Raw genomic sequence first — 17,641 nt, forward strand, 5'->3', positions numbered from 1 at the left:
TAAAAAAAACCTTGCCGTTAGAACAAGGTTTTTTATTATTTTATATTTATTATTTTTTCTCAGTAGGTTTGTCAACTACAATACGCTGATCACGATTTGCTAATTCCCAAGCAGTATGAAAAACTAAACGAGATCTGTTTTCTAATAAATCATATTCTATTTTGTCTGGAGTATCAGTATGTTGATGATAATCATCATGGGTTCCATTAAAATAAAAAATTACAGGGATATTATTTTTGGCAAAATTATAATGATCTGAACGATAGTAAAATCTATTCGGATCATTTTCATCATTATATGTATAATCTAATTCTACATTGGTATACTTTTTATTTACTTCTTCTGAAATATTATGCAAATCACTACTTAATTTATCACTTCCAATTAGGTAAACATAATTTCTATCACCTTCTGTTCTTTTAGGGTCAGAACGACCAACCATATCTATATTTAAATCTACAACTGTATTTTCAAGAGGAAATATAGGATCAACATCAGCATAATAACGAGAACCTAATAACCCTTTTTCTTCTCCTGTTACATGAAGAAATACAACCGATCTTTTAGGAGTTTGTCCATTATCTGCAGCTTTTTTAAAAGCTTCTGCAATTTCTAAAATAGCTACTGTACCAGAACCGTCGTCGTCAGCACCATTATAAACGTTTCCGTCTTTTACACCAACATGGTCTAAATGAGCAGAGATAATAACATATTCGTCAGGTTTTTCAGATCCTTTAATATATGCGACTACATTTTCAGAATTAAAATCCTCTACATTTGATTTGTAAGTTAAAACAGCTGGAATTTTCACTGCTTTAGATGTTGAATTTGTGGTAATATCACTAACAATAGCTTCAGCTAATGCAGTGTTAACCATTAAGAAGTTTATTTTACTATCCTTTTTTTCGGTACTTTTTAGTCCCATTCTTGTTCTTCCAGAACCAAATCGTTTAGCAATATTAGCATAAGCATCAGGATTGTAATATAAAGCTGCTTTCGCACCTTTCTCCTTAGCAATATCCGTTTTAGAACTAAATTCTTGACGCATATTAGACCATTTTCCAGTACTTTCTTCAGTTCCAGAAATAATATAGTTACCGTCTTTATCTTTTGGTTCACCATTTTTGAACAACACTATTTTACCAGTAACATCTATATTCTTATAATCAGAATATTTTTCATCGTCAATACCGTAACCAACAAATATTACTTCTTCAGCATTAATTGTTCCATTGCTTCCAGAAAATGAAACAAAATCGTCGACTGATTTATAATCTTTACCATTAATATGCACTGTAACCTCAGGAGAACTTGTACGTTCTAATGGTACTTTTTGAAAATACTCATCATTTGGCAACGCTGATGGTACATTTAAAGCGACATAATGTTTCTTTATAAATTCTATTGCTTTTTTCTGACCTGGTTCGCCAGTATCTCTTCCTTCGTATTCATCTGATGCGTATACATATAAGGCCTCTTTTAATTCTTCGGCCGTAATTGATTTCGCGTAATCTTCAACCGTTAAAGCTGGTTTAGCCGGAGTAGCCGAAGTTGTCTTTTTAGTACTATTACAGCTTACAAGTACAGCAGCTATTGCTAATAGGGATAAAATTTTTTTCATAAAAATAAATTGAGTTAATAGTAGTTGTTGATTATTAGAAATTTCAATTTACGATATTACGAAAAAAAAATGATATTTTTTTTAGGTATAAAAGAGCTAATTACCAACTTCCGCCACCACCGCCACCAAAACCACCACCTGATGATCCGCCACCAGAAGAACTACCGCTGTTACTGGAAGGGGAGCTTACCATAGTAGAGGTTGTGTTTGACATAACACTTGAAAACGATTTTGAAAAGCTATTCATTGATAGGTAGTTACCGGTTGTTGAACTATACCATTTTGGAGGTTCTATGTTTAAGGCATCAAATTTATTGGCCCATTTTTTAAACATACCAAATGCTAAAGCATATGCCATTGTGGTTTCAAAATAACCTGGATCTTCTTTCAACAGCATTTTTAATTTATTTTCTTCCGCAATTTTTATAAACTGTTTAAAGCCTTTTAATTCAGAAAACACTTTGTTTCCTTTACTGTTTTTTTTAATCATATAAGTGTTAAAGAAAATCAATACAATAGATGTAATTACTATAGCGATGGTTGCTATCGGACCCCAGAAAAATAATCCAACTAATCCCAAAACTATCGCCATTAACATCAAAAGGATATAGGTAATTGTTCTTATTTTTTTTGATTCAGCCTCATAATAAAGTTGAGCATTTTCTTTTAACATGCTTCCGGCACTTGCCATTGTGGTATAGAAAGTTTCCTTTAAGCTACTGACCAATATTTCATTAGCATCTAGTTTAACTGTTTCAACACCCAATATATCGTTAAGAAAACTTTTCGTTTTACCTTTATTACTTAGTTGTAAAGAACCACCAAACAGTCCATCAAATATTTCATGCTCATACGAAGATGCGGAATTTGGTATTGGTTTTAACTTGATAAGTTTAGTATCAGCTTTACTAAATAGACCTCCCTTTGGAATTTCTTCAATTTTCAAATAACCATTAGCTCCCCAAAAGGGTAATAATGATATTATATCAGAAGTATCGTTTCTATCATTTATTAAGAAACCAGCCATGGGTGGATCAATGTTTTCTGGCGGATAATAACTCGTTGTACTGACTACGTCATCATCTTTTCCATATTTTTTCCAAACATTATAGAATCCTGCGATCAACCCCATAACAATAAAAGACCAGCCGTAATTAGTCCAAAAAGGCCATAACGGTTTTATTTCTGCAATAGAATTTTTAGGAAGGTTAAGTAAAACCGTTACACTTTCGCCTGGGTTTGATTGAAAATCAAGGTTGCTTGTACCCGAAAAAATATTATTTTTATAGGATAAAACAAACGCATCACTTTTTTCAGTAGTACCTGTAGGTCCAGAATAAACGAAGCAATTATCTGCATTTAAGGGAATGTCTTTAGGTACATGTATGTTGAAATTCAGCTTGTAAAAACTAGCATTCCATCCATCAGGTTTTATATTCCAATAAAAACGGATTTGGTTGTCTTCAAAAAGAAAGGCATTATGGACACGATATTTTATTTGGTATTGTTGAGGACCAATTACGAATTTATCTTTATCGCCAATTTTTATCTCTAGAGATTTACTTAACCGTTGTTCAAAATCGAATGGTTTTTCAAAATTATATCCAGGAACTTCAATAGTACTGATTCTAATTTTTCTTTTTTCTTTCTTTTGATCGTAGGTTACTAGATCATATTCGATATTAATTGTACGAAAAATACCATGTTTTTGTGCTTCAAAATTCAGATTGTAATTTTCTACAACATCAAAATATCCTTTTTGATTGATAAAAATATCTACCGAACAGCTATCAACCGTAAAATCTTGAGAAAACCCTAAGGCAGAAGTGAAAATGAATAAGTATATAGTTAGAATTTTCTTCATGTCTAAAATGAATCTAATTCACAAACATATTTTGTTTGTAAATACAAAGTTTTTATGAAAAATCTACTTTTACATTTTCTCTACTAACTTCATCGGTTTCAAAATAGTCAAAATGTTGATAGTTGAACATTCCGGCAACAAGAACTCCAGGGAAACTTTCTCCATAGGTATTATTTTCTCTGACTGTACCGTTGTAATATCTACGGCTACGTTCAAGGTTCTCTTCTATAGTATTTAGTTTTTCTTGTAAATCTAAATAATTGGTATTGGCTTTTAAATCAGGATAGGCCTCGCTTAAAGCAAAAATACTACGTAAGGTTTGTTGCAACTGGTTTTCTGCTTTTATTTTAGCATTAATATCACCTGTAGGTACTTCCATAGCTGCATTACGAGCACTTATTACGGCTTCTAAGGTAGATTTTTCATGTTTGGCATATCCCTTTACCGTTTCTACTAAGTTGGGTATTAGGTCATAACGACGTTTTAGAGCAACATCAATATTACTCCATGCATCTTTAACGACGTTTTTATTTTTTACAAATTTGTTGAAAACAGAAATAAGGAAAAGGGCAATTAGAACGATAATTCCGCCGATAACAATAAATGGTACCATAATTTATAGATTAGGTTGTTAATATAATAGGAGTCTAATTTAATGTTTTTTAGTTAGAATTTAATTCAATAAATAATTTTATTAATGTAATTTTTAAACTCTTGTTTAATTATTGAAATAGTGGTTATTTATTTTATGATAAGAAGAATAAAAAACAAATTATAATTCAGATTTTATTTGTGGAATGATGAAAATTTAAATATAATTTTTAAGTGTATTTGTCGTTTGATTTTAAGGAACTTTATTTAATATGGTAATTTTAAAAAACAATACTATGAAAATAAAAAATTTGATAATGATATTTTTTTTTAGTGCTACATTAATGTTAAGTGCACAAAAAGGGGAATCTAATATAGGAATAAAAGGAGGTTATAATCTAGCATCGGTGAGTTTTGATGGTGATGGAGAAACGGATCAGCGACATAGTTTTCACGTTGGCTTTTTTGGAGAATCATTTGTTAGTGACTATTTATCTATACAATCTGAACTATTATATTCTCAGCAAGGTTATGAAGTAAAGTACAATAGTGCTACTTTTACTCAGAAGTTAAATTATATAAATTTACCTATCTTATTAAAGGCGTATCCTAGCAAAAACTTTTATGTTGAAATTGGACCACAAATAGGATTAGCCATCACACATAAGGAAGAATTTGATAGTGGATTTGATCTTTTTGATATTTCTCAAGAATTTGAACCGAGTAATTTTGATTGGGGATTGAATTTTGGAGGTGGAGTAAAAACCAATTCAGGCGTAAGCTTCGGAGTCCGTTACCATTTGGGATTGGGAGATATATATGAAGATAACAACCCCCAAAATAGAGTATGGCAGTTTTCTGTAGGTTTTAGTCTTTAACAGACAAAAAAGATTATGTAATTAGTTTATTTGCTCTTAAAATTTCTTGTAAAAATTATACTAACAGGATTTACAATTGATTTGCAAATTTAAATCTATTAAAAAATCACATTCCAATGCTTTAAGTTATGTTTATGTCAGTTGGTTACATAGAAGCCTAATAGTGTGAATCTTTCCAAAATAGAACCAATTATCAATTTTAATTTATACGATTAATATTGATAATTGGTCAATAATTCCTGAGGTTCTTATAGCAATTTTATTTTAGAATTCAGGCATAAGGGTATTTATTAGGTTCAAATCATTATAAGAAATGGTTTAAAGTTTCTATAAGATTAGACAAAATAAAAAATTCGGTTCGTTTAAAGTTAGGAGGAGGTTAGAAAAAACGAACGGCACCTGATTTCCTCTTAGCATTACCGCCTGAGTATTTTAAAATAATTTCATGGGAACCGTTATTGTAGTCACTTAAATCTGTTAAAGTATAGTCATAAGAATAACCTACAAAAATACGTTGCCCCAATTGAAGACCAATTATTCCACTAACCGCATCGTTAAATCGATATGCTGCACCAAGGGTTATTTTGTCTTGGATTAAGAAATTAGCAGAAGCATCTATGGAAACGGGAGACCCTTCTATAACTTTTGCTAAAACTGCTGGTTTAAATTTTAAGTCTCGTGATACATCGAAAATGTAACCACCCATTAAGTAATAATGATTAACACGTTCAATTACTTGCTCACCGTCATTTTTTGCGTTAAATGAATTTAAACCGAGTAGGTTAGGAGCAGATACACCTAAATACCATTTTTCTCCATACAAAAACGATCCAGCACCTACGATTGGTCTAATTTCATTCACATTTTCATTAAAAATTGGATCTTGATTGTCGTAATACAATCCTTTTGACCAATCAACATTATAGAAATCAATTCCTAAATTAAGACCTAAAGAGAGACGTGTGTTTTGCCCTAACATTACTTCATAAGCAAAAATCCCATTGATATTTACCTCATTTGAGGGGCCAATCTTTTCATTATAAGCACCTAAACCTAAACTAATACGTTGACCAACTTTACCATCAATGGATAGGGATTGGGTTACTGGAGCTCCAGTAACGCCAACCCATTGAGATCTATGCAATAAGGTAGCTTCTAATCCTTCATTTGTTCCTGCATAGGCAGGATTTAAGGCGGTGGTATTATACATGTGTTGCGTATATTGAGGTTGCTGTTGTGCCATTGTCAAGTTGCAGATGAATACAAATAATATGGACACACCGAATTTTATGTTTTTACTTTTCATGATCTTTAAGTTTTCTGGTTGCTTTTATTTTGATTTAATTCTTAAAAGTGTAAATCTGTTATTTCGCTAAGAATAACCATCCTGTTAATTCTTTATCAAAATCCTTGATTTTAAGGACATAGAAATAAGTTCCTGATGGTAATGCTTCCCCTTTTCTCACAACACCACTAACATTTGCAATACCTTTCCAATTGTTTTTATAGCTAGAAGTACTATATACAAGACTGCCATATCTGTTGAAAATTTTTAAGGTGTTTAAAGGATATTGTTCAATACATTTAATTTTAAAAGTATCGTTGGCTCCATCGTTATTTGGTGAAAACTCATTATATATAGTCAAACAACTTCGTGTAATGGTCACCGTGTCTGAATTGTTATCAATATTCGTTTCTTCAGGATCAGAAGAAATGATAGTTGCTGTATTGGATGTATCTCCGCTGGTATTCACTTTAACGGTAACCATCAATGTGGCCGTTTCATTAATGTCTAATTGAGAAATGGTCCAAATACCTTGAGCCGAATTATATTCACCTACTGAAACGGTTGAATTTAAGAAGGTAAACCCATCTCTAATTTGCTCATCAACTAAAATTTCATTTAAGTTAGTTTCACCAGAATTATGTACTGTAATCGTAAATACGATCGTTTCACCAATCAATGGGGTTAGTACATTAACAGTTTTAGTAATAGTAAGGTCTGATGTTACTGCTTCAATAACTAATTCATCCGCAGTTGCATCATTTGCCGTATGACCGTCATTATCAGATACTGTAACAGCAACATCATAGGTTCCTTCTGGTAACGCATTCGATTCAGGAATTGTTAAGCTCCAGCTATCGTCACCATGATCTACTAAATCGCCATCATTTTCGGTATAGTCAATTCCGTTTACTCGAACTGTTAAGTTATCTGCTGAATCTGCAGTACCAGTGATAATCGGTGTACTGTCATTAGATTGTTGAGCGTTTACCGTTGGTACCGTAAGAACTACTGCATTCGCTTCAATAACCAATTCATCCGCAGTTGCATCATTTGCCGTATGACCGTCATTATCAGATACTGTAACAGCAACATCATAGGATCCTTCTGGTAAAGCATTGGGTTCAGGAATTGTTAAACTCCAAGTATTATCACCATGATCTACTAAATCTCCGTCATTTTCGGTATAATTAATTCCGTTGACTTCAACTATTAAATTATCTGCAGAATCTGCAGTACCTGTAACAATCGGAGTACCATCATTGGTTTGTTGAGCGTTTACCGTTGGTACCGTAAGAACTACTGCATTGGCATCAATAACTAATTCATCAGTTGTTGCATCATTTGCCGTATGACCTTCATTATCAGATACTGTAACAGCAACATCATAGGTTCCTTCTTGTAACGCATTGGATTCAGGAATTGTTAAGCTCCAGGTATCATCACCATGATCTACTAAATCGCCATCATTTTCGGTATAATCAATTCCGTTGACTTCAACTATTAAATTATCTGCAGAATCTGCAGTACCAGTAATAATTGGAGTGCTGTCATTAGATTGTTGAGCGTTTACCGTTGGTATGGTAAGAACTACTGCATTCGCTTCAATAACCAATTCATCAGTTGTTGCATCATTTGCCGTATGGCTGTCATCGTCAGTTACTGTAACAGCAACATCATAGGTTCCTGCTGGCAACGCATTGGGTTCAGGAATTGTTAAGCTCCAGGTATCATCACCATGATCCACTAAATCGCCATCATTTTCGGTAAAATTAATTCCGTTGACTTCAACTATTAAATTATCTGCTGAATCTGCAGTACCTGTAACAATCGGAGTACCATCATTGGTTTGTTGAGCGTTTACCGTTGGTACAGTAAGAACTACTGCATTCGCTTCAATAACTAATTCATCAGTTGTTGCATCATTTGCCGTATGACCTTCATTATCAGATACTGTAACAGCAACATCATAGGTTCCTTCTGGTAACGCATTGGATTCAGGAATTGTTAAACTCCAGGTATCATCACCATGATCTACTAAATCGCCATCATTTTCGGTATAGTCAATTCCGTTTACTCGAACTGTTAAATTATCATCTGAATCTGCAGTACCAGTAATAATCGGACTGCTATCATTAGATTGTTGAGCGTTTACCGTTGGTACCGTAAGGGTTATACTATTCAATGCATATGAATCTGAGTCCGCCGCAGTACTAGAACAGGTTCCGTTCGTTGTTTTTAATAGGGCATCAATTGTTAGGTCATCATCCTCCGCCAAATCGCTACCATCTACGCCGATTTCAAAGGTGTAATTGTCTTTGACGGCAGTGGTATATGTATTGTTATTAATAAAAAGGTTTATAACATCACCTATTTGGGCATCACTACTTACTGTACCTGATATTATTATGATTTCCGAAGCTTCAACTTCAGAAATTGTATCGTCTGCAGTTGTATTTTCATCTAAACTTATGATTGGAACTAAGTTGCCATTAATTATAGATACAGAAGTCATTTTAAGATCACCTAGAGCATTAGAACATCCCTTTTCATTTGTCAATCCAACATAATAGTTATAAGGAGAATTTGCCACTGATAAACCATCAATACTTAATGTACCATTAGTATCAATACTATAAGTGACACCATTTTGAATTAGACCATTGGTTATTTTTAAAGTTTTATTTGCATCAAAATACCAGCTAAATATTCCTTTCTCCGAACTTTCAGGAGTAAGGACAACAAGACTCGATGAACAAAATGGAGCTTCGTTCCCTCGAATTAAAATATCATCCGATGAAGGTGTAGCCAGTGCAGTAATATGAACAGCAACTCTGGCAGATTCTATAGGACATCCAGGTTTTCCAGCAGCAACATAATAGGTGTGGTCTCCTTGTATTTCTGGAGTAGTAAATGCTTCTCCTGTACTATGAATTGCCAACGGGTTTTCAGATTCCAATTCTTCATACCATCTTAGCTCCAAACTAGCATCATTAGAAGTAGCAACCAAGTTGGCTGTTGAACCTTTACAGGCTGTTTGGTTTAGGTTAACAGACGCTATTGTTGGAAGCTCAGGAGACCTTTCAATACCATAAAAATCCAAACGTTGTGTCAAATTAACATTAAGAAGCGATATATATTTTATTGTAATTCTGTCAATTTTCGATTCTGGGGAAAAAGGAATTTTAGCTATTCTATTTCCTTGAAGTAACGTTAGTAAATCAGCATTTAGAAGACTTGAAAGAGATATATTAGCGACTTCATTGGTTCCATTTTTTGCAATGATGTGAATGGAATTGGCAACGCCAACTGTAAGTAAAGAAGGGTCTAGTTTTAAACGAATATTATAATTGTCATTGATGTTCGATAAGCCTTCAAAATATATAGTTTGTGAAATAGAACCCGCTGCACTTAAAATACCCATACTTAATTCTGAAAAATTATCAGGATTAGCATCAATGGCATACTCAGGGTGAGTAACACCAACGCCACCAATATTTAATGCATCCAGATTAAGACCGTAACCGTCATATGAGGTATAAGCAGCCTGGCCACATTCATTTGGACTACTGTTATAAAAGGCACCATAAACATTCAGTCGTTTGGTATTGTTCAATCCTAAAAGAGAACCTATACGATTTGTTATTTTAATTTTGTCATAGGCCTGATTGGGTGTCACAGCAATAAAATATTCATTTAAAGCATTTACAACCAGTCTTATATTTGGCTTGGCAAAATCACCATCGATTTGTGAATTTGCAGAAAGTAACTCTGTAGTTCCATTAAGCACTTGAATACTAAATTCTTGATTCCCGATTAGTACGGTACCTAAAATATCATCAATTAGATGACCTAAGTTGCCTCCTAAAAGTGCTGGGAATAAATTATCATCGGCATCAATTTTAATGTAGGAAGTAGTATTGGCCGAAACCGTTGCAGGAAACTTTAGTTCTAATTGCCCAGAATATGCACCAATACCCAACGCGGTACCAGTATTAGCTCTAATAACTGCTTTAGTTTGTAAATCGGAATCCACGGCATTCTCAAAATCAGTTGTATGATTGCGGTTAGACACTGTAGTTGCAAAAACTTTTGTTTGAGCAAAAACTTCAGATTGTCCCAGTATTAAGAATATGGGTACAAAAAGAAATGGAAATAATAAACGAGTGTTGAATTTAAATCTCATAATAGTGATGATTTATAGGTTATATAAAAATGTGTATGGGTATTTATTGAAATGTGTATAAGTATAACCAGGCTTAGCCCGATTTTGAATTATTGGAATTTGGAGGTGTTGATTTTTTTGACGTATAAGAAATCATCACAATGGTGAGATTTATTTGAATACATTTTTTTTGTAAATTTTCTAAATACATAACAGCTTCTTTTTTTTCTAAAAACAATTTGAAATGAATTTATCCTGAAAAAAATTAGTTTTTTATGAAACCCTTTAGTGTATGTTACTCATTATTGGTGTTTTGTAGTTTGTTTTTTTTTATTCATTTTTCGTAGAAATGACTAGATGAAAACAATTTGCTCATCTTTAGTTTATTTTTTGTAAAAATATATTATCCTAGATATCATTTTCAGCATCGGAATTTGATTTATGTCTGTTGTTAGTGAACCTAGGTTACAGAGTGTAATTTTATAAAGCTGATTTTGAGTAGGATAACTTTAATGAATGAAGAAAAAGGAAGAATTTTTAGGATATTTTACGATTAGGTTGTTTTTATGTTAAACGGTCTAAAACTACAAATGGCCAATTAAAAGTCTTCTTAAATTTAATAGCTAAAAAAGCCGTCTGAAGAGACGGCTTTTATTTACACTTTGATTCATAAGATTAAAAAAAGAATATCCCAACAGTAATTAGTCATGGGGTACTTTACTGAAATTGACATCAGTGTTGACGATTTATAATCCTACAAATCGTTATAGAAAAACGTTACAACTGCTCTTTCAACACTTTTATTTCATCTCTTAATTGAGCGGCAACTAAAAAGTCTAATGCTTTGGCAGCTTTTTCCATCATTTTTTGACGATCTCTAATGCGTTTTTCAATTTCAGGTTTTGGTAAATATTCTAAATCCTCTTCAGCAGCTTTAGTTGCAGCGGCATCATAATGAAAAGAACTAATATTATTTTTACTTAAACTATCGTCTAGACTCTTTTTAATTTGCGTTGGGGTAATGTTATGTTTTGTATTGTATGCAATTTGCTTTTCACGCCGTCCGTTAGTTGCGTCAATAGTCAACTGCATGCTATTGGTAATTTTATCGGCATACATAATAGCTCTACCGTTAATGTTTCTTGCAGCTCTACCAACTGTTTGGGTTAAAGAGCGTTGGCTACGTAAAAAACCTTCTTTATCGGCATCTAAAATAGCAACTAACGAAACTTCAGGTAGATCTAATCCTTCTCTTAGTAGGTTTACACCTACTAACACATCAAACAGGCCTTTACGAAGGTGTTGCATAATTTCTACGCGTTCCAAGGTATCAACATCACTGTGAATATAACGACATCGAATGTTAATTCTACTTAAATATTTGGTCAGTTCTTCTGCCATTCGTTTCGTTAAAGTAGTAACCAATGTCCGCTCGTCTCTTTCTACACGTAATTGAATTTCCTCGATTAAATCATCAATCTGATTTAAACTAGGTCTGATTTCAATTTCTGGGTCCAATAAACCAGTAGGACGGATAATCTGTTCTACAAAAACACCTTCTGTCTTTTGCAATTCATAATCTGCAGGTGTGGCACTAACATAAATTACCTGATTCTGAATTTCTTCAAATTCTTCAAATTTTAGTGGTCGGTTATCCATAGCAGCGGGTAAGCGGAATCCGTATTCTACTAAATTTTCTTTTCGAGAACGGTCACCTCCATACATAGCATGGGTTTGCGGTATGGTAACATGACTTTCATCAATCACCATTAAATAGTCCTCAGGAAAATAATCTAATAAACAGAAGGGGCGTGTACCAGGTTGTCTTCCGTCAAGGTAACGCGAGTAATTTTCTATCCCACTGCAATATCCTAATTCACGAATCATTTCTAAATCAAACTCGGTACGTTCCTTTAAACGTTTCGCTTCAAGATGTTTACCTATTTCTTTAAAGTAATCAACCTGCTTAACCATGTCTTCTTGTATGGCATGAATTGCATTTTGCAATACATCTGGCGAAGTCACAAATAAATTGGCAGGATATATCGTTAGTTTTTCAAATTTTTCAATGATTTGATTATTGACAATATCGAAACTTTCCATTTCTTCTATTTCATCACCAAAGAAATGAACACGATAGCCATAATCTCCATAGGAAGGGAAAATAGTAATTGTATCTCCTTTTACTTTAAAAGTCCCGCTTTTTACCTCAAATTCTGTTCTAGAATATAAGCTGGTAACCAATTGATGTAAAAACTTGGTCCGAGGAATCTTTTGATCAACCTCAATATGGATCACATTCTTTTTAAATTCAACGGGATTACCGATACCATATAAACAAGAAACGGAGGCTACTACTAATACATCTCTACGACCAGATAATAACGAAGATGTCGTGCTTAATCGGAGTCGTTCAATATCATCATTTATAGAAAGATCTTTTTCAATATACAATCCACTTGAAGGAATATAGGCTTCAGGTTGATAATAGTCATAATAGGATACAAAATATTCTACCGCATTATTAGGAAAAAAATGTTTAAACTCAGAATACAATTGTGCGGCCAACGTTTTATTATGAGCCAATACCAAAGTAGGTCGTTGAATATTATTAACAACATTGGCCACTGTAAAAGTTTTACCAGAACCCGTAACACCTAACAAGGTTTGATAGTTTTCGCCTGAAGCTATAGCTTCTGTAAGTTGTCTAATGGCTTCAGGTTGATCTCCTGTAGGTTTAAATTCTGATTTTAAGTCGAATTGCATCTTACAAAAATAATGAACTAATTTGTATTAATAGCATATGGTAAACGCTTTAAGTATGAACTAATATGAATTCATAATTTGGTGTATAATACGATGAAAAAGAGTTTAAGATATACGATAACGTTATCGTTAACATTAATTAACACTAAGTATAAATTGTTTAATACTAATTTAACATTAAACGATGAATTCCGCCTTAAATTTGCGGTATATTATTTGAGTTAGTTAGTTAAATAATGGGTGTTGGTTCATAAACAATGCCCATTTTTTTTTGAATATAACTTCAATACGTATTTTAAAATACACGATTTTCTGGAAAACTTACTGTTTTAGATTTCTACGCTTCTAAATGAAATTGATAATTTTCCATATAATTCAATTTAAATCTTAAAATTTTAACAATTATTAACATTAATCGTAAATTGTTTAATAGTAATTTAACATTAATCAAAAAATTCTGCCTTAAATTTGTTGTATATTATTTGAGTTAGTTAGTTAAATAATGGGTATTGGTTCATAAACAATACCCATTTTTTTTGCTCAATATTTAAAAAGTGTAACTGATCACTTTAGTTGTTTTTGAGTTAAAGATAGCGTTCTACAAATCTCTTTTCTTTAATATGGCGTAAGAAGCATAAATAAAAATAAATATCCAAACAGTAGCAATTACAATTTGATACCAATGTACACTAACATCAAAAGCAAAATTTTGCCCTAATTGTTTTCCGGCAGTTTGTATCGCATTTAGTTTTGTAAAAGGTTGTTTTATCAAGTTAGCCATAGACTCTAATGGGAAAAACTGCATGATATCATTTACACCAATGGAAGATAACGAGTCGCTATTAACGGTATTATTTGATACGAGTTTATCGGAATTAAATTTCCAATATAGAAATCCCTTAAAAATATTTTCTACAAAAAACCATACGAGAATACCTCCAACCGCAAAGGCTGATCGTTTCACTAGAATCCCCATAAAAAGACCAAACGAAAAGAAAGCAGTTAATTTTATAAAGAATGCCAAAAGATAACCGAGATCAGAAAAAATAATACTTAACTCATTAAAATCTGAATAAATTAGGCCTAAGATCATTGATACTACAAATACAAAAAATGTAGAAATTGCAGCAAAAACAATTACAGTATAAAATTTTGATAGAATAAATTCCTTTTTACTTAAACCGTCAATTAAGTTTTGCTTCAATGTTTTATTACTATACTCATTTGCCATCATAGAGACTATTACCAAGAGTAAAAAGAACTTAAAGATAGATGCCATATAAGTATTGAAATGCCAGATATAAGGAAAGTTAAAAATACCTTGATCGGCTAAATGGAATTTTATAACACCAATATCAAATTTTATAGCTGCGATTAATGCAATTGATGTAAGTAGAGCAAAGTAGATGATAGTAAGCACTCTACTGGCTCTGTTGTGTTTTAGTTTGTGAAATTCTATGTTTAAAAGTCGTAACATTATGTGGTAGCTTATAGGTTAGTTGTTGTTGGTAAGGGTTAAAAACTGTTGCTCTAAACTTGGCATTCGTTTGACTAAATGCGATAGCGTTATTCCGTTTTTAAATAAATAAGCATTGATTTCAGATGCTGACAATTCATTTTCCAAGGAGGCTATTAATTTTCCTTCTTCTTCTTTTATGTTAGCAATTGCGGGATGCTTTTCTAATAATTCCTTAAGTTTTTCAGAATCGGCCTCCGTGTTTAATTCAAAATAGCCATTTGTAGCCGTAATACCATCAACAGCTCCAGAATAAAGTTTAACACCATTACGGATAACAACCACATGGGAACATACTTTTTCTACTTCATCTAATAAGTGAGATGCTAAAAGAATTGTAGTGCCATTACGGGCAATGTCTTTAATAATTTTACGAATTTCATGAATTCCTTGTGGATCGAGTCCGTTGGTAGGTTCATCAAGAATTAAAATTTCAGGATCATTTAATAGGGCCGAGGCAATAGCTAATCGTTGTTTCATACCTAAAGAATAGGTTTTAAATTTGCTATCTCTACGCTCAAATAAATTAACAACTTTTAGTTTTTCATCAATCTTATCATAAGAAACGCCTTTGATTTTGCAAATAAGTTTTAGATTTTGCACCGCTGTCATGTACGGATAGAAATTAGGACGCTCTATAATTGCTCCAACTTTTTTTAAGGCTTCATGTGTAGAAATATTTCCGTCAAACCAACTGAATTCTCCAGAGGTTTTATTAACAACATTTAAGATGATTCCTAAAGTAGTAGATTTTCCACTACCATTTGGACCTAAAATGCCATAAACATTACCTTTTTCAATATCAAAGGATAAGTTGTTTACCGCATGTACACTTCCAAATTTTTTATCTAAATTTCTGAGGGATAAGATGGTTTCCAAGATTGTGATTATTTGATTACATTAAATAAGACGAACGAAATTGAATTTCGTAACAGAAAAAAAAGTTTTTCTCCTTTCTTTAGTTAATTTAATCAATAAATTTTAATCTCAAAAATTGAATTAAGGGTTCGGGATATTGGCTAAACACAAATGTGTTCGATCATTCTTAATTCATCAACTCATCGAAGTTGTCGAAGTCAAAATCATCAAAATTTTCTAGTGTATCGAAGTCATCGTCATCATCACCATTAGAACTATCCTCACTGATAAATTCCTTATCTGGAGCTTCGCTTGGTACCACTCCCACTGAAAGTAATATACTTGGTAATTCAACTTGTGGCGTCTTTTCTTCAGAACTTATCAACTCTACATAGAATGTCCACATTGAAAAGAAATCATATACATATAGCAGTTTACCTTTATCCTCAGTTAAAATGTCTCTAAGAATAAAACCTTGCATAGAAATATTAGCTTCCGTTTCGTTCATATCAAACAAAGGGATTTCTTCACCTTGGTTCCAATCATCGTCTGTAAGATAAAAAGCAGCCATTTCTGTACCATCAAAACCAAAGGCATTGGTAATAGCATTATGCAAGTCTTCTAATGAATCGTTAAAATCAATAGCTATATCTCTTACAACATCTTCTTTAGTATCTAATATCAATCTTATTTTATATATCATAGCATTCTAATCTGGGGCAAAGTTATGTATTTGTTATAAATAATAAGAACTGAAAGTAACTTTTTCTTTTATAGTCTTTTCATTACTTTTACGGCAAATAGAACTGTTTTATGGATAAAGTAGCATTATTAGAAGAACTAAATAGTCGTACAGAGAATACCTTGATGGTAACATTGAATATTGTGTATACAGATATTGGTGAGGATTATCTAGTCGCAACTATGCCTGTCAATGCTCGAGTGCATCAGCCAGCAGGTTTGTTGCATGGAGGTGCTTCAGTGGCCTTAGCAGAAAGTGTAGGTAGTACCGCAGCTCATTTTTCTATTGATATCAATACACAAGAAATACGTGGATTGGAAATCACTGCAAATCATATTCGTGGTATAAGAGACGGAGTAGTTACCGCAATAGCAAAACCTATCCATAAAGGTAGAACAACACAATTATGGGAAATTAGGATTGTTGATGAACAAGAAAAATTGATTTCTATTTGTAAGCTTACTGTAATTGTTCTGAATAGAAAAGGATAATGATGCCGAAAAGAATCAAGAAGATTTTAAAAGTTATCGGGATTGTTCTTTTGGTATTTTTTACTGGTATAGTGATTGCCGCTCATATTTTTTTAAGTCCAACATCTGATAAAAAAGCCTTAACGGAATTATCTATAAATAGTTTACATCCTAAAATTATCCACAAAACATATAATGGGTTTGAATATCGTGTGGCGGAAATGCAGCAAAAAATTGATACCAGTTTGTCAACATTAGTTTTTGTACATGGCTCTCCTGGAGATTTTTTAGACTATAAAAGGTATTTAACAGATAGCACATTAAATGCAAGGGCGAATATATTGAGTTATGACAGGATAGGGTATGGTACGGAAAATACTGGTAATGTTCAAGGAACTCTAGCTTTTGAATTGGGTCTTTTGAATGCAGTCACTAATGGTATTCCTGCTGAGAAAATTATATTAATTGGTTATTCTTATGGGGGCTCAATCGTTTTAGCTTCACCCAAAAATTACAAGTATAAAGTATCTTTGGCTAGTGCTGTAAATGCTGATTTAGAACCAATTTTTTGGGGATTAAAAATTTATGATTGGAAATTAACACGATGGATTCTGCCTAAAAAAGTACAAGCGGCAGCGAAAGAAAAATATTCACACCTATTTGATTTGCCCAAGTATGAGAATTTATGGAATAAAAGCCCTTCACCAATTGTAAATATTCAAGGTGATGCTGATTGGATTGTACCTTATGAGAATTCAATTTTTTTACAACATAAAATTGATGTAGATAAATTTAAAATGATTACCCTTGATGGTGTTGGTCATGAATTAGTTTGGTCAAATTTTGATTTGATAAAAAGTGAAATTTTAAAAACACTTAAATAGA

At 32.6% G+C, this 17,641-nt stretch carries 12 protein-coding genes; 3 read left to right on the plus strand and 9 right to left on the minus strand.

Features of this window, described 5'->3' with window-relative positions:
• Nucleotides 1–49: 49 nt before the first annotated feature.
• From FF125_RS07325 to FF125_RS07335, 3 genes are all read right to left on the minus strand, one after another.
• Nucleotides 50–1,621, minus strand: a complete 1,572-nt coding sequence (locus FF125_RS07325) for a M28 family metallopeptidase (RefSeq protein ID WP_138949148.1) — start codon at nt 1,619–1,621, stop codon at nt 50–52.
• Between the two features lie 100 nt (nt 1,622–1,721).
• On the minus strand, nt 1,722–3,485 hold the full coding sequence (locus FF125_RS07330) for a DUF2207 domain-containing protein (RefSeq protein ID WP_138949149.1): 1,764 nt from the start codon (nt 3,483–3,485) through the stop codon (nt 1,722–1,724).
• Between the two features lie 52 nt (nt 3,486–3,537).
• Entirely contained in the window at nt 3,538–4,098 is a 561-nt protein-coding gene (locus FF125_RS07335; protein WP_138949150.1) for a LemA family protein, read from the minus strand.
• Nucleotides 4,099–4,372: 274 nt separating this feature from the next.
• On the opposite strand from FF125_RS07335, the gene FF125_RS07340 reads away from it, so the two are divergent.
• Entirely contained in the window at nt 4,373–4,954 is a 582-nt protein-coding gene (locus FF125_RS07340) for a porin family protein (RefSeq protein WP_138949151.1), read from the plus strand.
• Between the two features lie 379 nt (nt 4,955–5,333).
• Here FF125_RS07340 and FF125_RS07345 read toward each other — a convergent pair whose 3' ends face one another.
• From FF125_RS07345 to FF125_RS07370, 6 genes are all read right to left on the minus strand, one after another.
• Nucleotides 5,334–6,260, minus strand: a complete 927-nt coding sequence (locus FF125_RS07345; RefSeq protein WP_138949152.1) for a PorP/SprF family type IX secretion system membrane protein — start codon at nt 6,258–6,260, stop codon at nt 5,334–5,336.
• 58 nt (nt 6,261–6,318) lie between these two features.
• Nucleotides 6,319–10,425: a T9SS type B sorting domain-containing protein gene (locus FF125_RS07350; protein WP_138949153.1), complete on the minus strand. Its 4,107-nt coding sequence runs from the start codon at nt 10,423–10,425 to the stop codon at nt 6,319–6,321.
• 756 nt (nt 10,426–11,181) lie between these two features.
• Nucleotides 11,182–13,170, minus strand: a complete 1,989-nt coding sequence (gene uvrB / locus FF125_RS07355; RefSeq protein ID WP_138949154.1) for an excinuclease ABC subunit UvrB — start codon at nt 13,168–13,170, stop codon at nt 11,182–11,184.
• A 598-nt stretch (nt 13,171–13,768) separates the two neighbouring features.
• Nucleotides 13,769–14,647, minus strand: coding sequence for an ABC transporter permease (locus tag FF125_RS07360; protein ID WP_138949155.1), 879 nt, complete (start codon nt 14,645–14,647; stop codon nt 13,769–13,771).
• A gap of 18 nt (nt 14,648–14,665) precedes the next feature.
• Nucleotides 14,666–15,565: an ABC transporter ATP-binding protein gene (locus FF125_RS07365; protein ID WP_138949156.1), complete on the minus strand. Its 900-nt coding sequence runs from the start codon at nt 15,563–15,565 to the stop codon at nt 14,666–14,668.
• A 166-nt stretch (nt 15,566–15,731) separates the two neighbouring features.
• Nucleotides 15,732–16,247, minus strand: a complete 516-nt coding sequence (locus FF125_RS07370) for an IS1096 element passenger TnpR family protein (protein WP_175418883.1) — start codon at nt 16,245–16,247, stop codon at nt 15,732–15,734.
• 110 nt (nt 16,248–16,357) lie between these two features.
• On the opposite strand from FF125_RS07370, the gene FF125_RS07375 reads away from it, so the two are divergent.
• Together FF125_RS07375 and FF125_RS07380 are read left to right on the plus strand one after the other, a co-directional pair.
• Complete coding sequence (locus FF125_RS07375; protein WP_138949157.1) at nt 16,358–16,777, plus strand: hotdog fold thioesterase; 420 nt, start codon at nt 16,358–16,360, stop codon at nt 16,775–16,777.
• A complete protein-coding gene (locus FF125_RS07380; protein ID WP_138949158.1) occupies nt 16,777–17,640 on the plus strand; it encodes an alpha/beta hydrolase family protein in 864 nt (287 codons plus the stop codon). The genes FF125_RS07375 and FF125_RS07380 overlap by 1 nt, the downstream gene beginning before the upstream one ends.
• Nucleotide 17,641 lies beyond the last annotated feature (1 nt).

It is taken from the genome of Aureibaculum algae (assembly GCF_006065315.1).
GTDB classification, from domain to species: Bacteria; Bacteroidota; Bacteroidia; order Flavobacteriales; family Flavobacteriaceae; genus Aureibaculum; species Aureibaculum algae.